This window comes from Cypionkella sp. PAMC25878 (assembly GCF_058135695.1).
In genome coordinates this window covers 810,172-834,594 of the sequence record NZ_CM176871.1, presented here as the reverse complement: position 1 = coordinate 834,594, position 24,423 = coordinate 810,172, and the positions used below count along the sequence as shown (strand labels likewise).

The 24,423-nt window shown below is 59.2% G+C and carries 20 protein-coding genes; 5 read left to right on the top strand and 15 right to left on the bottom strand.

Annotated elements, in window-relative coordinates:
* The first annotated feature begins 13 nt into the window (after window positions 1–13).
* The gene (locus ACS5RD_RS03845) at window positions 14–760 is read left to right on the top strand and encodes an acetoacetate decarboxylase (RefSeq protein ID WP_489930072.1); all 747 of its coding nucleotides are present in this window, start codon (window positions 14–16) and stop codon (window positions 758–760) included.
* Window positions 761–785: 25 nt separating this feature from the next.
* The gene (locus tag ACS5RD_RS03840) at window positions 786–1,580 is read left to right on the top strand and encodes a 3-hydroxybutyrate dehydrogenase (protein WP_489930071.1); all 795 of its coding nucleotides are present in this window, start codon (window positions 786–788) and stop codon (window positions 1,578–1,580) included.
* Window positions 1,581–1,604: 24 nt separating this feature from the next.
* On the opposite strand, the gene ACS5RD_RS03835 is transcribed toward ACS5RD_RS03840, so the two are convergent.
* From ACS5RD_RS03835 to ACS5RD_RS03805, 7 genes are all read right to left on the bottom strand, one after another.
* Window positions 1,605–2,216 carry a DedA family protein gene (locus ACS5RD_RS03835; RefSeq protein WP_489930070.1) on the bottom strand — a complete coding sequence of 204 codons (612 nt, stop codon included), beginning with the start codon at window positions 2,214–2,216 and terminating at the stop codon, window positions 1,605–1,607.
* 77 nt (window positions 2,217–2,293) lie between these two features.
* Window positions 2,294–3,214 (bottom strand): RDD family protein, encoded by a 921-nt coding sequence (locus ACS5RD_RS03830; protein ID WP_489930069.1) that lies wholly within the window; start codon window positions 3,212–3,214, stop codon window positions 2,294–2,296.
* Window positions 3,211–4,254 (bottom strand): stage II sporulation protein M, encoded by a 1,044-nt coding sequence (locus tag ACS5RD_RS03825; RefSeq protein WP_489930068.1) that lies wholly within the window; start codon window positions 4,252–4,254, stop codon window positions 3,211–3,213. The genes ACS5RD_RS03830 and ACS5RD_RS03825 overlap by 4 nt, the downstream gene beginning before the upstream one ends.
* Window position 4,255: 1 nt before the next feature.
* Complete coding sequence (locus ACS5RD_RS03820) at window positions 4,256–5,560, bottom strand: DUF58 domain-containing protein (RefSeq protein WP_489930067.1); 1,305 nt, start codon at window positions 5,558–5,560, stop codon at window positions 4,256–4,258.
* Window positions 5,561–6,517, bottom strand: a complete 957-nt coding sequence (locus ACS5RD_RS03815) for an AAA family ATPase (RefSeq protein ID WP_489930066.1) — start codon at window positions 6,515–6,517, stop codon at window positions 5,561–5,563.
* Window positions 6,504–7,847 carry a hypothetical protein gene (locus tag ACS5RD_RS03810; RefSeq protein ID WP_489930065.1) on the bottom strand — a complete coding sequence of 448 codons (1,344 nt, stop codon included), beginning with the start codon at window positions 7,845–7,847 and terminating at the stop codon, window positions 6,504–6,506. The genes ACS5RD_RS03815 and ACS5RD_RS03810 overlap by 14 nt, the downstream gene beginning before the upstream one ends.
* The gene (locus tag ACS5RD_RS03805; protein WP_489930064.1) at window positions 7,810–8,394 is read right to left on the bottom strand and encodes a hypothetical protein; all 585 of its coding nucleotides are present in this window, start codon (window positions 8,392–8,394) and stop codon (window positions 7,810–7,812) included. Before ACS5RD_RS03805 ends, ACS5RD_RS03810 begins: the two co-directional genes overlap by 38 nt.
* Before the next feature lie 294 nt (window positions 8,395–8,688).
* On the opposite strand from ACS5RD_RS03805, the gene ACS5RD_RS03800 reads away from it, so the two are divergent.
* A protein-coding gene (locus ACS5RD_RS03800) for an IS3 family transposase (RefSeq protein ID WP_489927680.1) occupies window positions 8,689–9,839 on the top strand; the annotation gives its coding sequence in 2 pieces (ribosomal slippage) (window positions 8,689–8,980 and window positions 8,980–9,839; 1,152 coding nt in all).
* Between the two features lies 1 nt (window position 9,840).
* On the opposite strand, the gene ACS5RD_RS03795 is transcribed toward ACS5RD_RS03800, so the two are convergent.
* The 8 genes from ACS5RD_RS03795 to ACS5RD_RS03760 all read right to left on the bottom strand — a co-directional run bounded on the left by ACS5RD_RS03795 (window position 9,841) and on the right by ACS5RD_RS03760 (window position 20,102).
* The gene (locus tag ACS5RD_RS03795) at window positions 9,841–10,263 is read right to left on the bottom strand and encodes a DUF805 domain-containing protein (RefSeq protein WP_489930063.1); all 423 of its coding nucleotides are present in this window, start codon (window positions 10,261–10,263) and stop codon (window positions 9,841–9,843) included.
* Window positions 10,264–10,389: 126 nt separating this feature from the next.
* Window positions 10,390–11,553: a glycosyltransferase family protein gene (locus ACS5RD_RS03790; protein WP_489930062.1), complete on the bottom strand. Its 1,164-nt coding sequence runs from the start codon at window positions 11,551–11,553 to the stop codon at window positions 10,390–10,392.
* Complete coding sequence (locus tag ACS5RD_RS03785; RefSeq protein ID WP_489930061.1) at window positions 11,535–12,815, bottom strand: glycosyltransferase; 1,281 nt, start codon at window positions 12,813–12,815, stop codon at window positions 11,535–11,537. The genes ACS5RD_RS03790 and ACS5RD_RS03785 overlap by 19 nt, the downstream gene beginning before the upstream one ends.
* Window positions 12,812–14,023, bottom strand: a complete 1,212-nt coding sequence (locus ACS5RD_RS03780; protein WP_054006571.1) for a glycosyltransferase family protein — start codon at window positions 14,021–14,023, stop codon at window positions 12,812–12,814. The genes ACS5RD_RS03785 and ACS5RD_RS03780 overlap by 4 nt, the downstream gene beginning before the upstream one ends.
* Window positions 14,024–14,065: 42 nt before the next feature.
* On the bottom strand, window positions 14,066–15,259 hold the full coding sequence (locus tag ACS5RD_RS03775) for an ABC transporter permease (protein ID WP_489930060.1): 1,194 nt from the start codon (window positions 15,257–15,259) through the stop codon (window positions 14,066–14,068).
* On the bottom strand, window positions 15,256–16,254 hold the full coding sequence (locus ACS5RD_RS03770) for an ABC transporter permease (protein ID WP_054006573.1): 999 nt from the start codon (window positions 16,252–16,254) through the stop codon (window positions 15,256–15,258). Before ACS5RD_RS03770 ends, ACS5RD_RS03775 begins: the two co-directional genes overlap by 4 nt.
* A 3-nt stretch (window positions 16,255–16,257) precedes the next feature.
* Window positions 16,258–18,147, bottom strand: a complete 1,890-nt coding sequence (locus ACS5RD_RS03765; protein ID WP_489930059.1) for an ABC transporter substrate-binding protein — start codon at window positions 18,145–18,147, stop codon at window positions 16,258–16,260.
* On the bottom strand, window positions 18,144–20,102 hold the full coding sequence (locus ACS5RD_RS03760; protein WP_489930058.1) for a dipeptide ABC transporter ATP-binding protein: 1,959 nt from the start codon (window positions 20,100–20,102) through the stop codon (window positions 18,144–18,146). Before ACS5RD_RS03760 ends, ACS5RD_RS03765 begins: the two co-directional genes overlap by 4 nt.
* Window positions 20,103–20,336: 234 nt before the next feature.
* On the opposite strand from ACS5RD_RS03760, the gene ACS5RD_RS03755 reads away from it, so the two are divergent.
* Entirely contained in the window at window positions 20,337–21,512 is a 1,176-nt protein-coding gene (locus ACS5RD_RS03755) for a DUF3095 family protein (protein WP_489930057.1), read from the top strand.
* 167 nt (window positions 21,513–21,679) lie between these two features.
* Window positions 21,680–24,400 carry an ABC transporter transmembrane domain-containing protein gene (locus tag ACS5RD_RS03750; protein ID WP_489930056.1) on the top strand — a complete coding sequence of 907 codons (2,721 nt, stop codon included), beginning with the start codon at window positions 21,680–21,682 and terminating at the stop codon, window positions 24,398–24,400.
* Window positions 24,401–24,423 lie beyond the last annotated feature (23 nt).

Below are 24,423 nucleotides of genomic sequence, written 5' to 3'. Positions count from 1 at the left end.
AAGGCCGCGTCCCATGAAAATCGCCGATGTCACCAGCTGCGCTTTTGCCATGCCGCTTACCAGTCCGTCCTATCCCAAAGGTCCCTACCGCTTTGTGAACCGCGAGTTTTTCATCATCACCTACCGCACCGATATGGAAGCCCTGCGCGCCGTGGTCCCCGAACCTTTGCAAGTCATCGACCCGATCGTGAAATACGAATTCATCCGGATGCCCGACAGCACGGGCTTTGGCGATTACACCGAAACCGGGCAGGTGATCCCGGTCGAATTCAACGGCCGCAAGGGCAGCTACGTACATGCGATGTTTCTCAACGATGACAGCCCCATCGCGGGCGGGCGTGAGATTTGGGGTTTTCCGAAGAAACTCGCCGAACCTCGGATGCGGGTTGAAAAAGACACTCTCGTTGGTACCCTTGATGTCGGCTCGGTGCAGGTGGCATCCGCAACGATGGGCTACAAGCACCGCGCGATTGATCCCGCGAAGGTGCTGGAAAGCCTGCAAGTTCCAACCTTCCTGCTGAAAATCATCCCCCATGTCGATTGCACCCCGCGCATCTGCGAATTGGTTGAATACTCGCTGGAAGACATCACCGTCAAAGGCGCATGGGAAGGTCCCGCCGGGCTGGAGCTGCACGATCACGCGATGGCCCCGCTGACGCAACTGCCGGTGCGAGAGGTGCTGTCTGCCACCCATATTTTAACCGACCTAACGCTTGGTCTGGGCCGCGTGGTGCATGATTACCTCGCCCCAAACCGCTAACCCCCTTCACCACAGGAGCCTGAACATGTCCTTCCCCATGAGTCTGAACGGCAAAGTCTGCGTCATCACCGGATCCGCCAGCGGTATCGGCAAAGCCATTGCTGAACGCTACATCGCCGATGGCGCAAAAGTCGTGATCGCCGACCTGCGCCTTGATGCCGCTCAAGCCACCGCAGCAGAACTGACCGCAAAGGGCCCCGGCACGGCGATTGGTGTTGAGATGAACGTCACCGACGAGGCCGCTGTCAACGCAGGCATCCAGCAGGTGGTTGACCAATGGGGCCAGATCGACGTGCTGGTGTCGAACGCGGGCATCCAGATCGTGCATAAGCTGGAAGAATTCCCGTTTGATGACTGGAAAAAACTGCTGTCGATCCATCTCGACGGCGCGTTCCTGACCTCCAAGGCCTGCCTGCCACATATGTATAAGGCCGGGTCGGGTTCCATCATCTTCATGGGCTCGGTGCATTCCAAAGAAGCCTCACCGCTGAAATCGGCCTATGTCACCGCGAAACATGGGCTGCTGGGCCTCGCCCGCGTGATCGCCAAAGAAGGCGCTGAACATGGTGTGCGCACGAATGTGATCTGCCCCGGATTTGTGAAAACCCCGCTGGTGGAAAAACAAATCCCCGAGCAGGCGAAAACCTTGGGCATTTCAGAAGAAGACGTGGTGAACAAAATCATGCTCGGCGGCACCGTCGATAAGGAATTCACCACGGTCGAAGATGTAGCCGAAATCGCCTACCTGTTCGCCGCCTTCCCGACCAATGCGCTGACCGGCCAGTCGATGATCGTCAGCCACGGCTGGTTTATGGAGTAACCCCAAGCCAACGGGCTCAAGCCGTTATGGCTTGGGCCCACTGCGCAAACGCAGATAGCCCACCAACGCGCCCAGCAAAGCCAAGGCTACCAGCACCGAAGCGACCAACCCGATATGTCGCCCAATAAACGGCAGTATCGTCGCTGAATGGCCAAAGTGATAGGCCAACACGGTCCAAAACCCGACCCAAAGCGCCGCGCCCACCACATTGGCGGCTAGAAAACTCAGCCAATGCATCCCCGCCGTCCCCGCTACCAGCCCGTTCATCTGGCGCAGCAACACCACAAACCGCGCCGCAATCACCATCAGCGGACCATATCGCGCGAACACCGCCTCCACTTTGGCATAACGACTTTCCGTCACCCCAAACCGAGCACCATAGTTGGTTACCACCACCCGGCCATATCTGCGGCCGATGAAATATGCGATATTGTCGCCCAACACCGCGCCACACCACGCCGAAATCGCCACCGCCCAAATACTGATCTTTCCTGTTCCGGCTAGAGTCGCAGCTAAGATCAGCGCGCTTTCCCCCGGCAATGGCAGCCCCAAAGTCTCTAGCGTCAGCGACACGAACAGCACGCCTGCACCGTACTGATGGATCAGCGCCAAGACATTCACTTCGATCCAACTCATCGCCGCTCTCACCTCACATTTTGGCTCACAGCCAACCATTGACCGCTGCGGCAAGGCCTGACCGCTTGTCCTGCGGGCTACTTCGGCTTTGGCGCGTCGCTGTGGAACTTATCCTGCCGCCGCTCGCCAAAAAGCAATCGGCTTTCCAACCTTTCCCTCTGCTCGCGATAGAACGCCATCAGAAAGAGCCGTGGGTCCGCGCCGATGGCGTGCTCGGGATAGTTGATCCGGCGCGCGATTGCTTTGGCGACTTTCTCAAGCTCTGCGGCATGAAGCTGGCTTTTCGACGGGTCGCGCAAAATCGCCTCTAGGGTCTGCAACTCGTAACTGCCGTAGATGTCCAGTTGCGTCTGATCAAAGACAAATCCGCCCCGCGCTTCGCTCAAAGCAAGGTCATCCAGCAGAATGGCTTTTGGCTTTACGATCACCAAGGTTCCCGCCACCACATCCCCCAACCGCTGCTTGCGTCTGTTGCGGATCGGATAGATTGCGACGAACAAGGTCCAGACCAGCAGAATGAGCGCCGCAATCCACGACTGCGCGGTCGAGGTGTAATTCCACTGCAGAACCAGACCCAATGGCGCAAAAAACTCAACATCTTTCAACAGGTTGCGCGCGACAACCTGATGTGCCCCCAACGCACGGCTGTCGGCCGAGATCACCATGATCCCGACGATGCGCTTGCCCAAAGTGCGATCATTCCAGATCAATTCTGACAGCACATAATAGGGAACGCCGACGAAAAACGCCAAGATGACGACCAAGGCAAACAATGCGGTTTTTGGCAGGATGCCCAGCCACGCCACCGCTAGGATCAACAGAAGGATCGCAAACCAAGTCAAAATCAGATCCAGAATGACCGCGCCAAACCGTGCGCCCAGAGAGGCCAGTTCAAAGCCAATCGGCACACCTTCGGGTGGTACGAAATTCTCCAAAACCCGCTTTGAAGCGGCACTGCGCTGGACGGCGGTTTCGTCAGATTTGCGCTGAAACCTCATGCCTTGGCCCCACCCGTCCGCCCGGATCGCCAAAGCCACAGCACCCAGAACCCGCCAAGCCCCCAGCCGATCAGCAAACGCGCCTCTGGGCTGGTGACGCTCTGGCGCAGCACGCCCTCGACCACACCAGCCACCAAAAGCATCAACCCGGCCAACAGGAACAGTTTGACAGCATCCCGCCCATGCAGGCGCAGAGAATCTCTGCGCGACATTTGCCCCGGCATCAGCCCCGCAAGACCCAAGCGTGCGCCACCTGCGCAGGCGATGCAGATGGCACTGATTTCGGTCACGCCGTGGATGGAAAGCCATGCAAAGGCATCATAGCCAAGCCCGGCTTGCACAAACAACGCAAAGAACGCCCCCAACATCAAGCCGTTGTAGAAGGTCAACACAAAGCTGGGCAGTGCCCAAAAGATACCCAACCCAAAGATAAAAATGGCAATATTGGTGTTGTGCGAAAACAAATAGGCCGCGAAAGCGGTCAGCACGTCGCCGCTATGCAGAGACGCGTCGCCGTAAAGCGTGTCGCGCAGATAGCCCACACTGGCACCCGGCGCGCGCCCATCCGACAGGCCGCCCGGCACGAAGGTGTAAAACCAGCTTTGATCACGGAAAAACAGCACGAACCCGGTGATTGCACCCAACATCATCGCGCTGAATCCGATTAGCAGCGGCAGCAAAGAGCGTCGCACAGCCTGCGGGATGCCTTGCCCCAGCAGGCGTCCAAATGCCCCGGAAAGGCTGCGTTGTGGCACATAGACCACCAACCAAGCCCGCGCGCAAAGCTGATCGAGATAGTTCAGCAGCGCCATATCCAGCGAGATATCCCGCGCCAAGGCCAGCGAGGTCATCGCCTGACGATACAGCGCCGCCAACTCTTTGGCCTCGGTATAGTTCAACCCGGCGAGCCCATGCGTCTCGGCTTGTTTGAGCAAGACCTCAAGCTTGCGCCAGCCCGGCTCTCGCAGCTTGCGGAAACGGGCCGAGCGCAGCAGTTCGGCTTCGATGCGGCTTGGGTTGGCTTGGGGGTGATCGTTCATATCAACTCCCGCGCCTTGATGTCGATGGATTTTGCCACATTGCCGCGATCAGCGCCTCGGGGGCGACATCAAGGCAGAGCACGCCCAGTTGCGACAGGCGCTCCATCACCGCTTGGCGTTCATGCAAGATCTGGCCCGCCGAAACCGAGGCCGCGATGCTGTTCAGACCGAAATCAGTCGGATTGGCGATGCGGCTGAGCGCGGGATCACGCAGCGCGACAAACAACACCAGATGGTGCCGGGTCAGCAGGCTGACGTTTTCAACCAACAATTCGGCGGTGATGCTGTCGACGAAATCCGAAAATACGATGATCAGGCAACGGCGGCGCAGCCGGGTCAACAGATGACTCAGACCCAAGGTGTGGTTGGTTTCGTGATCGGTGTAATTCAACCCCGCCGCAGCCGCCCGCAACTGCGCAAAGCCCGCCCGCCCGGGCTGCGGTGGCAGAAACTGGCGCGGTCGGCTGTCAAACGCATAAAGCCCGACATGATCGCCACCAAGACCCGCCGCCCAGCCCAGCCCCAAAGCAGCATTGATGGCGCGATCCAGCTTGGGCAAGCCCGCGATACGCTCGTTCATCAGATAGCCACAATCCAGCGCCAGCAGAATGTGATGGTTCTTTTCCGCCCGCGTCTCGCGCGCCACCAGCGCATTCAGCCGTGCCGAGCGTTTCCAATCAATCTGACGTGCATCCATGCCGAGGGCGAAGTCTCGCAACTGGTGAAACTCTGATCCCGAACCCTTCAGGCGCATATCCTTTTGGCCCTCCAGCAGCGGCAACATCTGCGCTTGGATCTGTCCAGACATCACCGCAGTCACATCGGGCACCACGGTGATATCATGCGACAATAGCGTGCGGGACAGCACCTCAAGCAGCCGCCAGCGCGACGACCATTTCAGATGCAGGGCGCGCAGCTTGTGCAGCCCGCGCTTCAGCAGCGGCAGATGGTCCTTGAGGACGCAAGTCGGCCCGTCGCAGGCGATATCAGCCACAACGCCATCGCCCAACGCCGCATCCAGATCAAAGCGCAGCGACAGTTTGGCAGGCAAGCCCGCACCCGACTTGCGCGTCAACGTCACTGTGTAAGGCGTATCCACCCCCACCATGCCGGTTTTCGGCAAACTCACCTCGACGGTGATCGACCGCGGCGCAATCGACGCCAGTGCGTCAATCATCACAATCACGAGCAAAGCCGACCACATCACAAGCACCGGGACGGCAGGGTCGCTCACTGCAAGCGCCAGCAGCACCGTCAGCGCGGCACAGAGCAGGACCAAAGCAATAAGGCGCGGTGCGGGTCTCATTCAGCGCGGCGGATCGACACGGTTCAGGATATTCGCGAGAACCGCTTCGGCCGTGCGTCCCTCAATCTCGGCAGCAGGGCCCAGCACAAGCCGATGGCAAAGCACTGGCACCATCAGCGCTTTCACATCATCCGGCAGGCCGTAATCCCTGCCTTCAACCGCTGCACGCGCACGAACCGCCCCAGCCAAAGCATCCGCCGCGCGGGTCGAGGCGCCATGGCTGATGTCGCCGTCATTGCGCGTCGCCCGCACCAGATCGACGATATAGGTCAGGATGGTGGGATCGAGCCGGATTCCATCCACCAAGTTTTTACCCGCCGCCAGTTGCGCCGCCGACAGAACCTTTTCGATGCCTTTGCCTCGCGCTTCAAACTCCAAGGGCTGGGCGGCGTGGCGGGTCAGAATGGCAATTTCCGCATTGCGGTCCGGAAAATCAACGTTCAGCTTGAACAAAAACCGATCCAGCTGCGCTTCGGGCAGGGGATAGGTGCCTTGCTGCTCAATCGGGTTTTGCGTCGCGATCACGAAGAAATCACGGCCCAATGGGTAATCGGTGCCATCAATTGTCACCACCCGCTCGTTCATTGCCTGCAACAGTGCCGATTGGGTCTTCGGCGGCGCGCGGTTGATTTCATCCGCCAGCAGGATATCGGTAAAGATCGGGCCTCTGGTCAGTTGAAACGCCCCGGTCTGGAAGTTGAACAGGTTCACCCCCAACACATCACCCGGCATGAGGTCAGGCGTGAACTGCACGCGGCCAAAGCCCATGTCCATCGCCGAAGCCAAAGACCGCGCCAGCAAGGTTTTCGCCGTGCCCGGCGGACCTTCCACCAAGCAATGCCCGCGCGCAAACACCGACACCAGCAACAGGTCGATCAGGGCATCCTGCCCCTGCACCGCCTTGCCAATCTCGGTGCGCACCGATGCGATGAGGGTTTGAAACTCAGCCAGGTCCATGCGTCAGCCTTTCCAGCAATTCTGCGAAGCGATCAAGTATGCGGCGCAACTCCGAAGGATGCAGCGTGCCCGCCGAAGATTGTAAAACCTCGGCGCAGGCGCGCAATTCGGCTGCGTCTTTGGGGTTTTTCCGGGCGAATTTGGCATAAAGCCGGTCGAGTGCAGCTTGGCCCATTGTGGTGCCCGCACCCGCACCAAATGTCTGCTGCGCCAGACTCTGCAGCCGCTTCAGCGTGAATTCGGCGACCATCCGTCCGTCATTGCGCGACAGTCGGATCAACCGAGCCTTAGCGTCAATCGCCGCCAGTTTCGAGACTTCAAGCCGATCCTCTGCCACCTGCAACACTGGACCAAACCGCATCGCGCCGCGCCAGATTGCCACGGCAAGCACCGCAGCCCCGGCCAGCCAGAACAGCGACAACGGCAATGCGAAGAACCGCAGCATGTCTTGGGTATCGCGGCGATAATGTTGCGCTTCTTTGTCCTGTTCCAGCGCCAGCAACTGCTCGGTCGAGGTATCAAGATAGATCGGACGCGTCTCGGTCGGAGATTGTAGCGCGCGCAAGGCGGCCACAACGAAGCGCGCATTTTCAGCCAAGGTGATGCCGTGATTGTTCAGTAGGTCGGGATCAGACAGCGCTGCCATCTCGGGTTTGCCTAGTACTGCGTTACAGTGGATCAGCAGCGCCCCTTCCACAAGACCCGCCACTTCCTTGCAGCGCTTCGGCAGGGTGTTGCGGTTGAAGGTTTGCGGCTGAAACAGCGCCACACGGACAGTTTGCCCGTTGATCAGCACCTGTTCATCGGCAAAGCCGCGGGTGATCTGCTGCATGATTGGCCGCTGCAAATAAAGCTGCGGCAGCAGCGTGTTGAACATCGAAGGCGCAATCAGAAAATCACGACGTGCCCCACCTGTCACCATAACTGCACCGCGCCACTTCGGTAGCACCACCAACGTCTCCAGCCCAGCGACCTTGCTGTAAAACACATCGCGGTCCAATTCGCGCAGCGTGCTTTGACCCAGTTGTTCTTGCCGTGACGTGGCGGGCTGATCTTCGGTGCTCAGGTTCAAATCATAGATCGGCAAAATGCGCAGCGACAGCGCGCTCGCCTTCAACGCGCCCCAACCCTGCGGCTCTTGCAACGTCAACCCCAACTCCGGCGCAAGCTGTGCAAGCCCCGCGACACCCAGCGCCGAGCGCTCCAGCGCCAGATCCCCCGTCGCAGCTTGCAGCCACACCAGCCCGCCGAGCAAAGCCAGCACGGCGGCAACGCCCGCGAATGTCTGGCCCCTAGACATTGCCACCACGCTGACGTGGCAGTATCTCACGCGCGCCTTCGATCAAGGTTTGAAATGTCGCCTCATCAACGCTGCGCCCGCCATAATGGGCCAGTTCGGCAACGATCAGCAGGCGTTTCAGATAATCCAACCCGGACCAGTGCAGCGGCACGCGCCCAAACGCATCCCGCTCGGTGTCCGAGCGTTTGAAACCGGTTTTTGTCGCTTCCGCCGCGTGCAGCAAACACAGCCGCAGCAACCGAACCACTGCTGCCCGCCTGTCAGACATCTGGGCGATCTGCGCAAGCGACCGGTTCTCCAGCAGGTCTGCTTCACTCTCCCCCCAGCCCTTCGGCGCTTGCACGGCTTTGTTGGCATCCGTCACCGTTTCAGGTGCCCAGAGTGCGCCGCCCGAAACATAAACCCACAGCCCCAAGGCGGCGATCAGCGCCCCAACAACCAAAGCCATTGCCATCAGACCAGAGATCAAAGGCGCAACGGGTTTATTGGTCGCAACTTTTGGCGGGTCTTTTTGTTCAATACTGCCATCAAACTTTTGCAAGTATACGATCCGCGCCTGCAATCCGGCATCACTCAACGCGTCAGCCCTGCTTTGACCCATCGCGTCCCGAGGTGCGCTGGTTGCGACGACTTTTTGCCCCTCAAAATCAACTTCTTGCGCGACAACCGGTGGCGCGCCTGCACCTGCGATTATGCAAAAGCAAAGTAGGGCGACAAGCGCGCGCAAACTCAGGCGAAAATATCAGCGTTATGTTCAACGCCAAGCGGGTCACGGCCAAAGCGATTGGGTCTGAGCTACCCCCCGAAAATCGGACAGTGACGGAAGCTACGATCTGAAGTCTGCTGGTCTCCAAGCACGAGGAGAACAGAGATGTCGAAACGCAGGAACCATGACGCAGCCTTCAAGGCGCGTGTGGCGTTGGAGGCGTTGAAGGGTGAGCGCACGGTGTCGGAATTGGCGACCGCCTATGAGGTCCATCCGACGATGATCCATCAATGGAAAAAGGCACTTCTGGAAGGTGCCACGGGCATCTTTGAGCGCGGCAGCAAGGCGGTCGCCACCGCTGAGGTCGCCGAGGATACGGTCCGCGAGCTGCATGCCAAGATCGGAGAACTGGCGGTCGCCAACGATTTTTTGGCAAGAAAGCTCAAGCCCTGGACCGGGAAGTGAGGCGTGGCATGATCGAACGGACCCACCCCACGCTGTCGGTCGGGGCGCAGTGTCGACTGCTATCGATCTCGCGGTCGTCGTTCTACTACGCGCCGCAAGGAGAGACTGCGATGAACCTCGACTTGATGCTGCTGGCCGACAAGCAGTTTCTGGAGACGCCCTTCTATGGCGTCCGGCAAATGACATGGCACCTGCAGAATGAAGGTCATGCCGTGAACGAAAAGCGCATCCGGCGTCTGATGCGCCTTATGCGCTTGATGCCGATCTACCAAAAACCCAACACCAGCAGGCCTGCGAAGGGGCACAAGACTTACCCCTATCTGCTGGGTGGGCTGCGGATCGACCGGCCCAACCAAGTCTGGTGCGCCGACATCACTTACCTGCCCATGCGCAAAGGCTTCCTCTATCTGGTGGCCATCATGGACTGGTTCACTCGCAAGGTGCTGGCCTGGCGCATCTCCAACACGCTGGAGGCCGACTTCTGCCTGGAGGCTTTGAACGACGCCATCCACAAGTTCGGCCCGCCCGAAATCATGAATACTGACCAGGGCAGCCAGTTCACCTCCTTCGACTGGACCGACCGCTTGAAGCGGGCAAAGACCAAAATCTCGATGGACGGCAAAGCCCGCTACCTCGACAACATCTTCATTGAACGTCTCTGGCGTTCCCTGAAGTATGAATGCGTCTACCTGCACGCCTGGGAAACCGGGTCACAGGCCAAAGCCGGCGTCGGGCGCTGGATCACCTTCTACAACCACCTGCGGCCCCACGCCGCCCATGGCGGACAACCGCCCGCCGTGGTCTACTTCAACGCAATCGAAACCGATCAGCAGAGGCAGGCAGTAGCTTAACTCACCCGGAAATCTGTCCAAGAGTTGGGGAGTAGCTCAGTCCCACGGTGCCTTTCAATGCATAGAGAACCAAAGTTGCCAAACTGACCAATTTACCAACCACCGGGATGAAGCCGAGCACGACAAATCCAAGATACCACCAACCCGACATATCGCGATCATGTAAGCGGCGGACCGTCACTGCGATGGTTGGAATAATCATAGCCAGAACCACAATGATCAGGGGCACAAAGGGCACAAACGAACGCAAGTTGCCCGCCCTGAAATTGGAGCCCCCACCCAGAGCAAAGCCCAAAGCGCCAAAGGCCAGCAGGATCAAGCCGTAAAACAGCGAAAAATACCAAAACTCCGATCGGGCCGCACGGCCTTGGAATGTTGCATATTTCACAATCAGACTGGTTCTTACAGCGTCCACGAAGCCCATATTTAACCCTCCACGCTTAAACTGTGATCGCGATACGTCCGTGTGACCCTATGTATAGAGGGACGGCGCTCTGGCGCGCAACGAGTATTGAAGTGCCCACAGCACAAGCCCTTGCAAGGGTTGGAATTAGCCGCGCGTGCTATTCTTCACGAAATCCAATAAAATCTCGGCACTGCGCGCGGCACCATCCACGCTGATATGTAGCGCTTGCGCAGGCAGCGGGCGGGCGATTTCGTGTTGGATCGCGGTTGCCAAGGTTTCGGGGGTGAGGGCGGCTTCGGTCAGACTGCGGGTGCGGCCGATCTTTTCCAGCAGCGCCGCACGGTCGGTTTGTTCGGTCTCGCCTGCGGTGGCATAGGGCACCAGCAGGGCGTGGCAGCCGGCCATCAGGATATCGGCGACGGTGTTGTAGCCTGCTTGTGAGACCGAAAGCTTGGCCCCTCGCATCAGGCTGGCGAGATCGGGGCGAAAGCGGGTCAAAGTGACGTTTGCGGGTTGGTTTTTGGTGAGGGCGTCATAATCGGGCTGTGGCAAATTGGGGCCGGTGATGATCAGCCATTTCGCGAGTTCTGGCAGCAGGCGGGCGGCATCGACGGCGGCGGTGATCAGTTGTTTGCCAGCGCCCCCCCCCCCTGCGGAGACCAGCACATCGAACTGCTCGGCGGGCGGCGGCGGTGTCGGCGGGCAGACGAGGCCAGTGTAGGCGATTTTATCGGTGATTTGATCGGCGAGGGTGAAGCTGTCTTCAAGCGCGGCAAAGCTGGGGTCGCCGTGGACCAAGACCAGATCGAAGGCACGGTTGATCAAGGCGACGGTTTCCTCATTACGGCCCGGTTTGACTTTGCGTTGCAGGATGTCGCGGACCGAGCTGACCAAAGTCGGGCGCGGATGGCTGGCGTCAATGGCATCGATCAGCGGCAGCAGCTCAAAGCGGACTTGGCGGCGGCCAAAGGGAAAAGCCTCCGTCAGCACAATGTCTGGCTTGATGGCATGGTAGGCGGCGAGCAGTTGGTCTTTGCGGGCATTTAGATAAGTGGCGTCAGCGGGCTGTCCGCTGGCGGTGAGAAGGCCGGAAAAGTCGCTGTTTGAGACCGCAATCGGCGGCAGCGCGATGTGGGCGATGCCGGGGTCGGGAAAGCCTGCAACCGGCAGACCGCCGGTGACGAGCGTGACGTTCATCCCCCGATCGATCATGGCGCGGGCGATGCGACTGGCGCGGGCGAGGTGGCCGATGCCCAAAAGGTGCTGGACGTAGAAGAAGACTTTTGTGGTCATGGATTTTTTGGCCATGGCTGGATACCTTCGACGGCGAACAGCGTCATGAGTTGGTTGACGCTATGGTGGTAATCCAACGTTGCACGAACTTGGGCGGCCGCGGCTTGGCCGTACTGGGCGCGCAGGTCGGGTCGGGTGATGGCGGTTTGTAGGGCTGCCGCTAAGGCTTCGGGATTATCCGGCGGGGTGAGCCAGCCGTTTTCGGCGTTGCGAAACAGCTCTGGGATGCCGGAGATATTGGTCGAGAGGCAGGCGAGGCCTTGGCTCGCGGCTTCGACCAGCACGTTCGGCAGTCCGTCACGGTCGCCGTCGGCGGTGATGCGGCAGGCCAGCGCGAACAGATCAGAAGAGCGGTAGGCTGATAACACCTCGGACTGATCGACCGAGCCTTGCCAGTGGATGCGCGAGGTTAGGTTTAGGGTTTCGGCGAGGGCTTGCAAAGTTTCGCGTTCTGGACCGCCGCCAAGATGGGTGAAGCGCCAGTGCAGATTGGCGGGGAGAAGGGCTAGGGCGTGCAGCAGGGTGTCATACCCCTTTTTCCGCACGGCGCGGCCGACGCTGACGATTTGCACCGGATCGGCGAGGTCTGAACCATCACGAACCGCGCGCGTTTCTGTAAAGGGCGGGAAGCGATCCAAGTTCAAGCCGTGGTAGCTGAGATGCACGCGGGCCGGGTCGCCCGCCAGAGATTGCAGATGCTTATGGCCCATTTCGGTACAGGTGACGGCCCATTTCGCGCGGTTTAATTTGGCGGAAAGCTCCCAATCCGGTGAGGTCCAGATATCTTTGGCATGGGCGGAGACGGTCCAGCCGACGTGCATAATCTGGGCGGCGTAATCGGCGACCGAGGCCGGGGTGTGGATGAAATGGGCGTGCAGCCATGCGCCATTATGGGGCCATTCGGCGACCAGAACGGCGGCTTGGCCGAGACGGCGGATACGATTGGGGCTGGGGTCGCGCATGAGGTCTTTGAGCCATGCGCGTAGGGTCGGCCAAAAGCCGGGGTGGTGGCAGGCACGCCAAAAGCCGCGCAACACGCGCCGGGGCTCTTGGTAGAGGTATTCGGGGAGGTAGAGCAGCTCAGCTGCAATCTCATCATGCACGGCGTGGCGTTTTTTGTCGGTGGGGTGGCGCAATGAGACGATGACGAGATCAAGACCCGCCAGTTCCAGCCCGCGCAATTCTTGTGCGATGAAGGTCTCTGACAGGCGGGGATAGCCTTTGACCACCACCACCAGACGCTTTTGACCCAAGGCGGGGCAGTGGTCTGGCGTCACGTCGCGAACCGCTGCGCGTTGAGGTTTTCGGCGCGCGCGTGCAGGTCTTCGCCGACCAAACGCGCGATGTTGGTTAACCCTTCAAGCTGCAGGCCGGGGACAGCATCAGACGGGTGTGGGCGATGCGGCAGTGCGCGTAGGGCGGCGGCCATACGGGCGGGGTCGGCGGCTTCTTCGGGCAACAGCATCTCGATCATGCCCAACTCTGACGCACGGGTGGCGCGCAAAAGCTGTTCTTCGCGCGGAGTCGTGCGGGGGACGATAAGGGCGGGTTTGTCGAAGGACAGAATCTCGCAATAGGTATTGTAGCCGCCCATCGCGACGACACCTGCGGAACCCGCGATGAGTTCCTCCATCCGGGTGTCAAACTCGATGACTTCGATTTGAGGGATGGACTGGCCTTTGCGCATAAATTCAGTGCGCTGATCGCCGGGCATGTAGGGGCCGAGCACGACAAGCGCCTTTTGTGTCAGGTTTGGATCGTGCAGATAGGCATTCATCACGTTGTCGATGAGGTCAGCCCCGTCGCCACCGCCGCCGGTGGTGACCAGCAGGTAATCACTGTCACGGCGTTGATCGGAAAGCTTTTCTTGCGCCGAGCGGCGTTGCAGGAAGCCGACAAATTCCATCCGGTCGCGCACCGATTGTGGCACGTCCAACCCGGTGAGCGGGTCGTAGAAATCGGGCGGGCCGTAGACCCAGATGTGATCATAGGTGCGATCAATCTTGCCCATCACATCGTTGCGCTTCCATTCGGCATCAAGCAGGCGGGGTGCGTCCATCACCTCGCGCAGACCCAAAATCAGCGTAGTGCCTTTGGATTTCAGGTAGGCGAGGGTTTCCTCGATCTCGCCGCGCAAACCCATCGGTTCTTTGTCAACGATGAAAATATCGGGGGCAAAACTTTCTGCGGTGTGGCGGATGATCGAGCGGCGCATTTTGATGGTGTCATGCACGTCGATATGCTCGGACAGCGAAGAGTATTCGCCATTGCGCAGCTTGATCACCGAGGGGATTTTCACGAAATCGACGCGGGCGCGGTAATCAAATGCACCGGCGATCTGCGAGCCAGAGACGATCAGCACCATCAACCCGCTGTATTCCTGCACCAAGGCATGGGCAATCGTGCGGCAGCGGCGCAGATGGCCAAGCCCGAACGTGTCGTGGCTGTACATCAGAATCCGCGCATTATCCAACGGGTGCTTCATTCAGGTAACCTCGGGTTGGTGCGGTTCATTTGTAGGGACTGGTCATTTGTAAGGATCGGCGGCATCGCGTAGCCCGTCGCCGAGGAAATTGAAAGCGAGGATCACAAGGATCACCGGAATGACTGGGAACATCAGCCATGGGTATAGGGCAATGATATTGACGCTGCGGGCCTCGGTAAGCAGGATGCCCCAGCTGGAAATTGGCGCGCGCAGGCCGATGCCAAGGAAGCTGAGCGCGGTTTCACCCAAGATCATGCCGGGGATGGTCAGCGTGGCCGAGGCGATCAGGTGTGACATGAAACCGGGGATCATGTGGCGGCCAATGATGCGGGCGCTGCCTGCGCCCATCAGCCGGGCGGCCAGCACATAATCTTCTTCGCGCAGGGCTAAGAGTTTAGATCGCACCCCACGGGCGAGGCCTGTCCAGTCCAAGAGGCCAAGGATCACGGTGATACCGATGTAGACGAGGATCGGGCTCCACGTCACCGGGATGATTGCGGCGAGGGCCATCCACAAGGGGATGGAGGGAATGGATTGTAGCACCTCGATGATGCGCTGGGTGACCGCATCGAACCAGCCGCCGTGATAGCCCGCAAGACCGCCGATCACGATGCCGAGAATAAAGCTCATCGTGACGCCGAAGATGCCGATGGTCAGCGAAATTCGCGCGCCATAGATAATGCGGGATAGCACATCACGGCCCAAGCGGTCAGTGCCGAGCAGAAAAAACTGGCCATCTTTAGCGGGGCAAACCAGATGGGTGTTGCCGGGGATCATGCCCCAGAAGTTGTAATTATCGCCTTCGCAGAAGAACCGCAGTTTTTGCACATCGGTCAGATCATCGGTGTAGATGCGCTGAAGTGTATCCATATCAAGCACTTGGCTGCGACCATAGACGAAGGGGCCAACAAATTTGCCATCATGGTACAGGTGAATGGCTTGCGGCGGGGCAAAGATGAAATCGGTGTTGCGGGCGGCTTGGCTGTAGGGGGCGAGGAATTCGCTGATGAAGATCGAGGCATACATCAGGATAAGGAAGATGCCGCAATAGAGTGCGACTTTGTGCTTGCGAAACTTCCACCACATAAGTTGCAGTTGCGAGGCTTCGGCGAATTTGCTTTGGGCCGAAGCGGCGTTTTCGGCCTCATAGGGATCAAACGGCGCATCCGAGACGTAATGCGTCATCTGCGCACCGGGGGCGGGCAAGGCGGTGGTTTGGTTGGGCAGATCGCTCATTTGCTGCTGCCTTTACCAAGCCGGATGCGGGGGTCAAGAAACGTTAGCGCGATGTCGGAAATCAGCACGCCGATCACGGTCAGGAAGGCCAGAAACATCAGGAACGAGCCTGCCAGATACATATCTTGGCTTTGCAGGGCGCGGATCAGCATCGGCCCGGTGGTTTCCAAGGACAGCACAATGGCGGTAACTTCTGCGCCAGAAATCATCGCGGGCAGGATCGAGCCGATGTCAGAGATGAAGAAGTTCAGCGCCATCCGCAGTGGATATTTCACCAGCACTTTGAACGGATGCAGGCCCTTGGCGCGCGCGGTGACGACATATTGTTTGTGCAATTCGTCCAGCAGGTTGGCACGCAGACGGCGCACCATGGCGGCCGTGCCAGAGGTGCCAATGATCACCACCGGTATCCAGATATGCGACATGATCGACGAGAATTTCGCCATGCTCATCGGCTCGTTCAGGAATTGGCGATCCATCAGATTGCCGATCGACACTCCAAACCAAATGTTGGCGAAATACATCATCACGAGGGCGAGCATGAAGTTGGGCACAGCGATGCCCAGTAGGCCAAGGAACGTCAGCCCGTAATCGCCCCAGCTGTATTGATGGGTTGCCGAATAGATGCCGATGGGAAAGGCGATGATCCAAGTGAACAGGATGGTGACGGTTGACAGCAGCACGGTCAGCCAAAGCCTATCGCCGACCACTTCGCTGACCGGCAGGCGGTATTCAAACGAATAGCCGAAATCGCCGTGCAACATGCCGCCGACCCACCAGATATAGCGGATAACCTGCGGCTGATCGAAGCCATAGCGCTCGCGCAGCATGTCAATCTCGGCCAGATCGGCGGATTCGCCTAGGGAGCGCAGCTCGGACACATAGCTTTCAAAGTAATCACCCGGTGGCAGTTCGATGATGAAAAACACCAGAACCGAGATCAAGAACAGCGTTGGGATCATCGCAAGCGTACGCAGTGTGATGTAGCGGATCATGGTTTATTCCCGCGCGTAGTAGAAAGTGTCGGGCAGGTAGGCGCCCAAGAAACTGGTCGGCGTGAAGCCATACAACGCATCTTCTGGCACATTGCGCATCCGGGCCGCGCGCACGATGGGTTGCGGGGCTGAATTGACGGTGCCGATGGAGAACACCTGATCGGCCCAAAGTGTCAGCATCTGAGCCCAGATTGCGGCACGCGCTTCGGTGGTGGTCGTGTTGCGCCACTGTTTCAGCAGATCAATCAGTTGCATCGCGGCGGGCAGATCGGGGGCCGCGCCTGCGGTTTCGCCAGACATATACCAACTGCCCCAGACTGGCCATTGCAACTGGTCGCTGTGGGTGGGGGCAAGTTGATCGGGGGCCATATCGGCGGTGGGCACGCCGTTATCAAGACCTGCCCAAACCGACATTTGCACCTCACCGCCCATCGCGCGGCTGCGGAAGATATCGCGCTGCGAGGCCCGGATATAAAGGGCGATACCCACGTCGCGCATGTGATCGACGATCAGTTCCAGCACATCGGTTTCCAGCGTACTTTCGCCCGCCGTTTCCACCACAATCCCGGCCTGCCTGCCATCGGGCAGAATACGGATATTGCCGCCGCCGCGTTCGGTCAGGCCCAATTCGTCCAGCAAAGCGTTGGCAAGTTCGGGGTCATATTGCGACCAAGCACTTGCGTATTCTGGGCGATAAAGCTGGCTTTCCGGCAGCACGGTGTCGGCGCTTTCGCGACCCAAACCGAAGAAATTCACCTTGTTCAATTCGTGCCGATTTATCGCCACCGACAAGGCGCGCCGCATCCGCACGTCTTGGAACAGTTTGCGCCAGACCGGATCTTTGCAGTTCAGGTTGGGAAACAACGAGACGCTGGAGCCTTGCGTGCGCCGCCATAGGGACACTTTCAAAGGGTGCTGTTTTTCCGCCTGTTTCATCAGGGTGTAATCGGGAAAGCTGATGCCGTTGGCTTGCAGATCGCTTTCGCCAGTCGCGGTTTTGGCCGGGATAATGTCAGCCGAGGCGACATCCAGAATGATACGATCAAAATACGGCAGTTGCTGGCCGGTCTGATCGACACGGTGGAAATACGCGTTGCGCTCGAACACGAATTGCTCGGCAGGCGGTGCGGTGCGGGGACGCCAAGCCTCTAGCGTCGGCAAAGCGGGGTTTTCCGGGCGGATTGAGCGCACCATTTTGGCATGCAGACCCTGCCAGTCATCGACGCGGTTATTTTTGATCAGCTCGGCCAGCTTTTCCGGCGTCTGATATTTGGCGTGGAATTGCTTCATATAGGCCTGCGGCACATAGAGGATCAGCGGCAGCGGCGAGGCCAGCTTGGGCAAAAAATCGGGCATCGGGCTGGCGAAAGTGTAGCGCACCGTCACAGGGTCGATCACGCTGAATTCGACGACTTTGCCATTAGCGATCAGATCCACCGGGGGGCCGCCGCGATAGAGATCGGCGTTGTTCATCATATCATCCCAGCAATAGCGGAAGTCTTCCGCCGTGAAGGGGCTGCCATCAGACCAGCGATGGCCTTCGCGCAGATGCAGAGTGAAGACGCGGTCGTCAACCGCCTCAAAACTTTCTAGAATGTCGGAGACAAGTTGTAGGTTAGCGTCATAACCAACAAGCCGGGAATAGCCATAGATCGGGATCAGCCGCACATCGCGCTGACCGCTGACCAGCATCCGCACGCTGCCACCAAGCCGCCCGGTGGTGCGGCCCATCGCAGGCAAATCAATCACGCGTGGGTTGCGCGGCAGGCGCTCAGGCAAAGGCGGCAGGTTACCCATCCGCACGTCGGGCGCGAAGAATGGTGATTCCGCAAAGCCGATGCTGGGCAGAGCGACCGAGCCAAGCAGGGTTAAAGCGGTGCGGCGGGTGATCATGGTTTCAGATCATTTCTATCAGCGGATTTGCGGGCCAAGACGAAATGGCCGCTCCCCAGATCAAGCGGGGCAAGGTCGGCTGCCGCATCAGGCTCGGCCCGGAAGGCGGGGGCCCAGTTGGTGCTGGTCAAAGCAGTGTTGCCCTCAAACGTTGCAAAGTTCAGCCGACGGTCCAAGTCTGGATAGGGCACGGCAGCCAGCAAAGCCTTGGTATAGGGATGCACCGGGGCGGTCATAATGGTTTCGCGCGCGGCAATTTCTACAATGCGGCCGGCCCACATCACGGCGACGCGGTCGGCCATGTAATCCACCACGGCGAGGTTGTGCGAGATGAACAGGTAGGTCAGGCCAAGATCTTTCTGCAAATCTTTCAATAGGTTGAGGATTTGCGCCTGCACCGATACATCCAGCGCTGACACCGGCTCGTCACAGACAATCAACCCCGGAGCCAAGGCCAAAGCCCGCGCAATGCCGACACGCTGACGCTGCCCGCCTGAAAAGCTATGCGGATAGCGGTGGCGGGCGGATTGACCCAGACCGATGGCCCCGAGCAACGCATCAACGGTTTCGCGGCGCTGAAGCGGGGTGCCACGGCGGTGAATGTCCAAGGGTTCGGACAAGATATTGCCGACGGTCATTCGTGGCGACAGCGACGACACCGGGTCTTGGAACACCATCTGAATCTGCGTGCGCAAGCGTTGCAGATCCTCGCCCTTGGCGGCAAGAACGTCCACCGGGCCAGAGCCATTATCATAGATCACCGAGCCCGCATCGGGAGTGACTGCACGCATCAGTATCTTGCTAACGGTGGTTTTACCGCAACCGCTTTCGCCGACAAGGCCCAGACATTCACCGCGCTTGATATCAAAGCTGACATCATCGACGGCAGGGGCTGGCTTGGCGGATTTGCGAATATCCCAAGCCTGATCGCGGGTCTGATAGGTTTTCGACAAGTTGCGCACCGAAAGCAAGATTTCGGGGGCGCTGGTTTTAGGTGCAGGTTTCGCGCCGCCAATCGCAGTCATCAGCTTGTCGCGGTTGATCTGAATATCGCGCAGCGGGCGCAAACGCTCACCCTGCTTCATACCAAAATGCGGGATCGCGGCCATCAGCCCCTTCAGATAGGGGTGCTGCGGGCGGCGGAAAATATCATCGACCGGCCCGGATTCCATGATGCGGCCTTGATACAGCACCACCACCTCGTCGGTGACGTTGGCGACGACGCCAAGGTCATGGGTGATCAACAGGATCGCCATGTTCAAACGTTGTTGCAGATCGCGCAGCAGCGTCAGAATCTGCGCCTGAATCGTCACATCCAGCGCGGTCGTCGGCTCATCCGCGATCAACAACGACGGGCTGCAAATCAGCGCCATCGCGATCATCGCGCGCTGCCGCATTCCACCAGACAGCTCAAACGGATACATGTCGAACACTTTGCCGGGCTTGGTAAAGCCAACCAGCGACAGCATATCTTCGGACCGCTCGCGCTGTTCTTTGGCCGAGATCGGCTCGTGGATGCGCAACGCTTCGGAAATCTGATTGCCGATGGTGTGCAGCGCGGAAAACGAGGTCATCGGTTCCTGAAAGATCATGCCGATCTTGCGGCCCCGGACGCTGCGGATCAGGCGGCCATCGCGCGGTAGGCCCAGAAGCTCAACCTTGCCGCCCGGCGCCGCGGGATCGGTCAACAGCACGCGGCCGCTGACCCGTGCAAAATCCGGCTGAAGTCCCATGATGGTCTGGCCCAGCACCGATTTGCCCGAACCCGACTCGCCAACCAAAGCGGTAATCTTGCCGGGCAGCACCCGCAGCCCCACACCTTTCAGCGCATCCACTTGGCCAGTGGCCAGCGGGAAGGACACCTTCACGTCTTCCACCCGCAGCAAGTCCATGCCGATGCCAAGTTCTTGTCGTGTCATCCGGTCTGACCCATTCCGTCCTGTGGCGTGGATCATGCTGGATCCGGTTGCTTGGCAAAGCCATTGCATGCGAGAGTTCTCGCGAATTGCAATCAAAATACAGCGTCCGGCGTTGAAATCGGCTCCGTCAGCTCTGAAATGATCAGACCGTGGCAGCTTTGCCGCCCCTCGCCCAACCCCGATGCAAGCCACACGAGGCCGTGTGACCGCGCAGAGAAAATGTGCGTTTATGGCACCTGCATCCTGTAAAAATCATGCTAGGTTGCTGCGATGACCGATCAGAGCGCCTCCGTTTTCCTGTCAGATCTGCCCGTCTTTGCCGAGTTTGAAGATGTGGCCAATCTGACACGCTACCGACCGCTGCCCGAAGGCTGGGCGCTGGCGGTGGCTGATGTTGTGTCCTCGACCGAGGCGATTGCGCGCGGCAAGTATAAATCCGTCAACATGGCCGGAGCCTCGGTGATCACGGCCGTATTGAATGTGCTAGAGGGCAGTGATTATCCGTTCGTCTTTGGCGGCGACGGTGCGGTGATCGCAGTGCCGCCGAACAGCACTGCTGCGGCCAGCGTGGCGCTGGCGGCTGTGGCGCGCTGGATCGAGGATGATCTGGGCCTGAACATGCGCACCGCCCTAGTGACGCTGGCCGAGGTGCGCGCGGCGGGCCATGATGTGCGGATCGCGCGGTTTCAGGCCAGCCCCGAGATGACCTTCGCGATGTTCGCAGGCGGTGGGGCGGCTTGGGCCGAAGCGCAGATGAAACTGGGGCGTTTTGCCGTGCCGATGGCCGAACCCGGCAGCAGACCCGATCTGACCGGGCTATCCTGCCGCTGGAACCCCGTCGCGTCGCGCAACGGTCAGATCGTGTCGATCATCGCGGTGCCCAGCCCAACCGCCCGCCCCGATGCCTTCCGGACGCTGGTGGCCAGCGTGGTGTCGGTGGCCAATAAAGCGAGCGGTTTGGGCAATCCGCTACCGCCCGAAGGCCCGGTGCCACACCTGACGTTGGGTGGTGTCGCGTCTGAGACCAACGCCCGCGCCCCGCGCGGCAAACGCATGATGGCGCGGATCAAAGTGATGGTGGCGATCTTTATGACCGTACTGCTCTACCGCACCAATCTGACGCTCGGCGGCTTCAATGCCCGCGACTATGTGCGGCAAATGACGCGCAACACTGACTTTCGCAAATTTGACGATGGCTTGAAAATGACGATTGATATCAATGCCGCCGGGCTCGCTGAAATCGAAGCGCTGCTTGATGCGGCGGCTGCCTCAGGCATCTGCCAATTCGGCCTGCACAAGCAAGATCAGGCACTGGTGACCTGCATCGTGCCGTCGCTGCGGGCGCATGATCACATGCACTTCATTGACGGCGCAGCGGGCGGCTATGCGCAGGCCGCAACCCAGATGAAGGCCAAAGCAGCATTGCAACCAGCGGGGGCGCAATGATAAACGTCTTGCCTCACAACTGGGCTTGGCGTTGAGTGGCGGCACGACGGCTTTTTTGACAATGCTCTGCTTTGAGCCTGAGCCTCATTTTGGTTGGCACGACATGACCTTTTGCACCTTAGGTTTTTCATCAAGGCGCCGACCGATCTGTGGAGGGCCATAAAGCCATGCTGGACCCCAATATTTCGCGCTACATCTGGACCCACACCAAACGCCAACAGCTTTGGGTGCTGGCGGTCGTAGCGCTCTCAATGATCCCGTATTTCCTGTCGCTCAATCTGCCAAAGCAGATCGTGAATGGACCAATTCAGGGCGATGGATTTGCCGATCCCGCAGCCACACAGACCTTCATGCAGATCGCATTCGATCTGCCGCTGATTGGCCATGTGACGCTGTTTGACGGCATCCAACTCGACCGCTTGAACACCCTGTTCGCGCTCAGCGGGGTGTTTTTGCTGCTGGTCGTGGTGAACGGTCTCTTTAAATATTACATCAACACCTACAAAGGTCGTCTGGGCGAACGCCTGCTGCGCCGCATCCGCTTCACGCTAGTTGATCACATCCTGCGGTTTCCGCCCGCGACCTTCAAACGCCTGAAGGCCGCCGAAATCTCCAGCATGGTGAAGGACGAGGTCGAACCGCTTGGCGGCTTTACCGGCGACGCCTTTGTCGCCCCTGCTCTGCTCGGCGGACAGGCGGTCATGGCACTGGCGTTTATCTTCGTGCAAAGCGTGCCGCTGGGCCTGATCACCGCAGCACTGGTCGGGGTGCAGGCCTTCATTATCCCCCGGATGCGGCGGCGTTTGCTGGTCTTGGGGCGCGAGCGTCAGTTGACCGCGCGCGAATTGGCCGGTCGGGTCAGCGAGATCGTCGATGGCATCAACACGATCCACTCCTATGACACCTCGAATTTTGAGCGCGCCGATATCTCATCGCGGCTTGGCCATATCTACAGAATCCGCTTCGACATTTATCAATGGAAGTTTTTGGTGAAATTCATCAACAACTTCCTCGCCTCGGTGACGCCGTTCCTGTTTTACAGCATCGGCGGTTATCTGGCGCTGCAAGGCCAGTTGGATATCGGGCAACTGGTGGCGGTGATCGGGGCTTACAAAGACCTTCCCGGCCCGCTGAAAGAATTGATCGACTGGGATCAGAACCGCCAAGACGTGCAGATCAAATACAATCAGGTGATCGGGCAATTCGCCATCGATGGCCTGTTGGAGCCCGAGATTCAGGCGGTATCGGCGGAACGTGCCGAGGGTAGAATGAGCGGCCCCCTCGCGGCGGTTAATTTGGGCGTGACCGACGACACCGGCGCCGTCGGGCTGGATCGCGTCAACTTTTCGCTGTTGCCTGGCGAAACGGTTGCCATCATCGGCAACGCCGGATCAGGCGCTGACATCATGGCCGAAGCTTTGGCGCGCATCGTCTGGCCGACGCAGGGGCAGATCAATGCGGGCAGCGCTGATCTGCACAGCCTGCCCGAATCAATCAGCGGCCGCTCAATCACCTATGCGGGCACCGATGCCTATTTCTTCTTCGGAACCGTGCGCGACAACCTGCTTTACGGGCTGAAACACGCCCCGATCACTGACCGCGTGATCGAAGGTGCAGCCCTGACGCAACGTCAATGGGAGCGGCGTGAGGCTGTTTGGGCGGGCAACCCCGAGTTCGATATTCACTCCGACTGGATCGACTTTGAACATCAGGGGGCGGCGGATCAGGCGGCTCTGATGCCGTCGGTCTATGCCGCACTGGATGCCGTAGCGCTGACCCGCGACATGTTCGATCTTGCTTTGCGGTCCAATGTTAATCTGGCCGAGCATGGCCAGCTTGCCGCCAAAACCGTCGAGATGCGCCGGGTGCTGCGCGATGCGTTGACCAAAGCCGATCTGAACGGGCTGATCGAACCGTTTGAACCCGGTGCCTATAATACTGAAGCGACGGTGATTGAGAACCTGCTGTTCGGCAATGCCCGAACCCCGGATTTGAAAGCGGGCGCGATCATCAGCAACCCGTATTTCCTCTCAGTCCTCAAACACTGCGGATTGGCCGACACCCTGTTCAGCACGGGAACCGAAATTGCCCGCAACGCCATTGAACTGTTCAGCGACTTGCCGCCGGATCACCCGTTCTTCCAGCAACTGACCTTCATGAAGTCAGACGACATTCCCGCATACGCCATACTATTGAAAACAATAGATAAGAATGTCGCGAATGTCTCCGAAGCCGACCGCGCCATGATGATCCGCCTCAGCTTCGATTACATCGAGCCGCGGCATCGTTTTGGCCTGCTGACGCCCGAGATGATGGCGCAGATCGTGGCCTTCAGGACGGCTTTCCACGAAGGGCTTCCGGCCAATCTGAAAGACGCCATCGAGCTTTACGACCCCGAGCAATACATGGTTTCTGGCACCTTGCTGGACAATATGCTGTTTGGCCGCATCAGCCAGAAGTATCGCGATGGCGTTGAACGCATCTATGGCGTGGCAGGGGGCGTACTGCGGGAATTGGGCATCTACAACACGCTGCTGTCCATCGGGCTCGACTTCCACATCGGCGCAGGCGGCAAGCGGCTAACTTCGGTGCAGCGGCAAAAACTCGCCTTGGCCCGCGCGCTGATCCGGCGGTCGGATTACTATCTGTTCAACCGCCCACTGTCAGCGCTGGATACACGGACGCAAGAACAGGTACTAATCGCCGCGCTGAAATATCTGCGCAAGGATGGCCGCGAACCCGCCGTGGCTTGGGTGATCTCGAATGCGAAGTTTGCGCAGTTGTTTGATCGGGTGGCAGTTTTTGAGCGTGGCAGACTGGTCGAAGACGGCTCTCATGCAGAACTTTTACAAAAGAATGGTATCTTCAAGGAACTGATGTCGGCATAGTCTAAGGGCTTGGCCTATCCAGC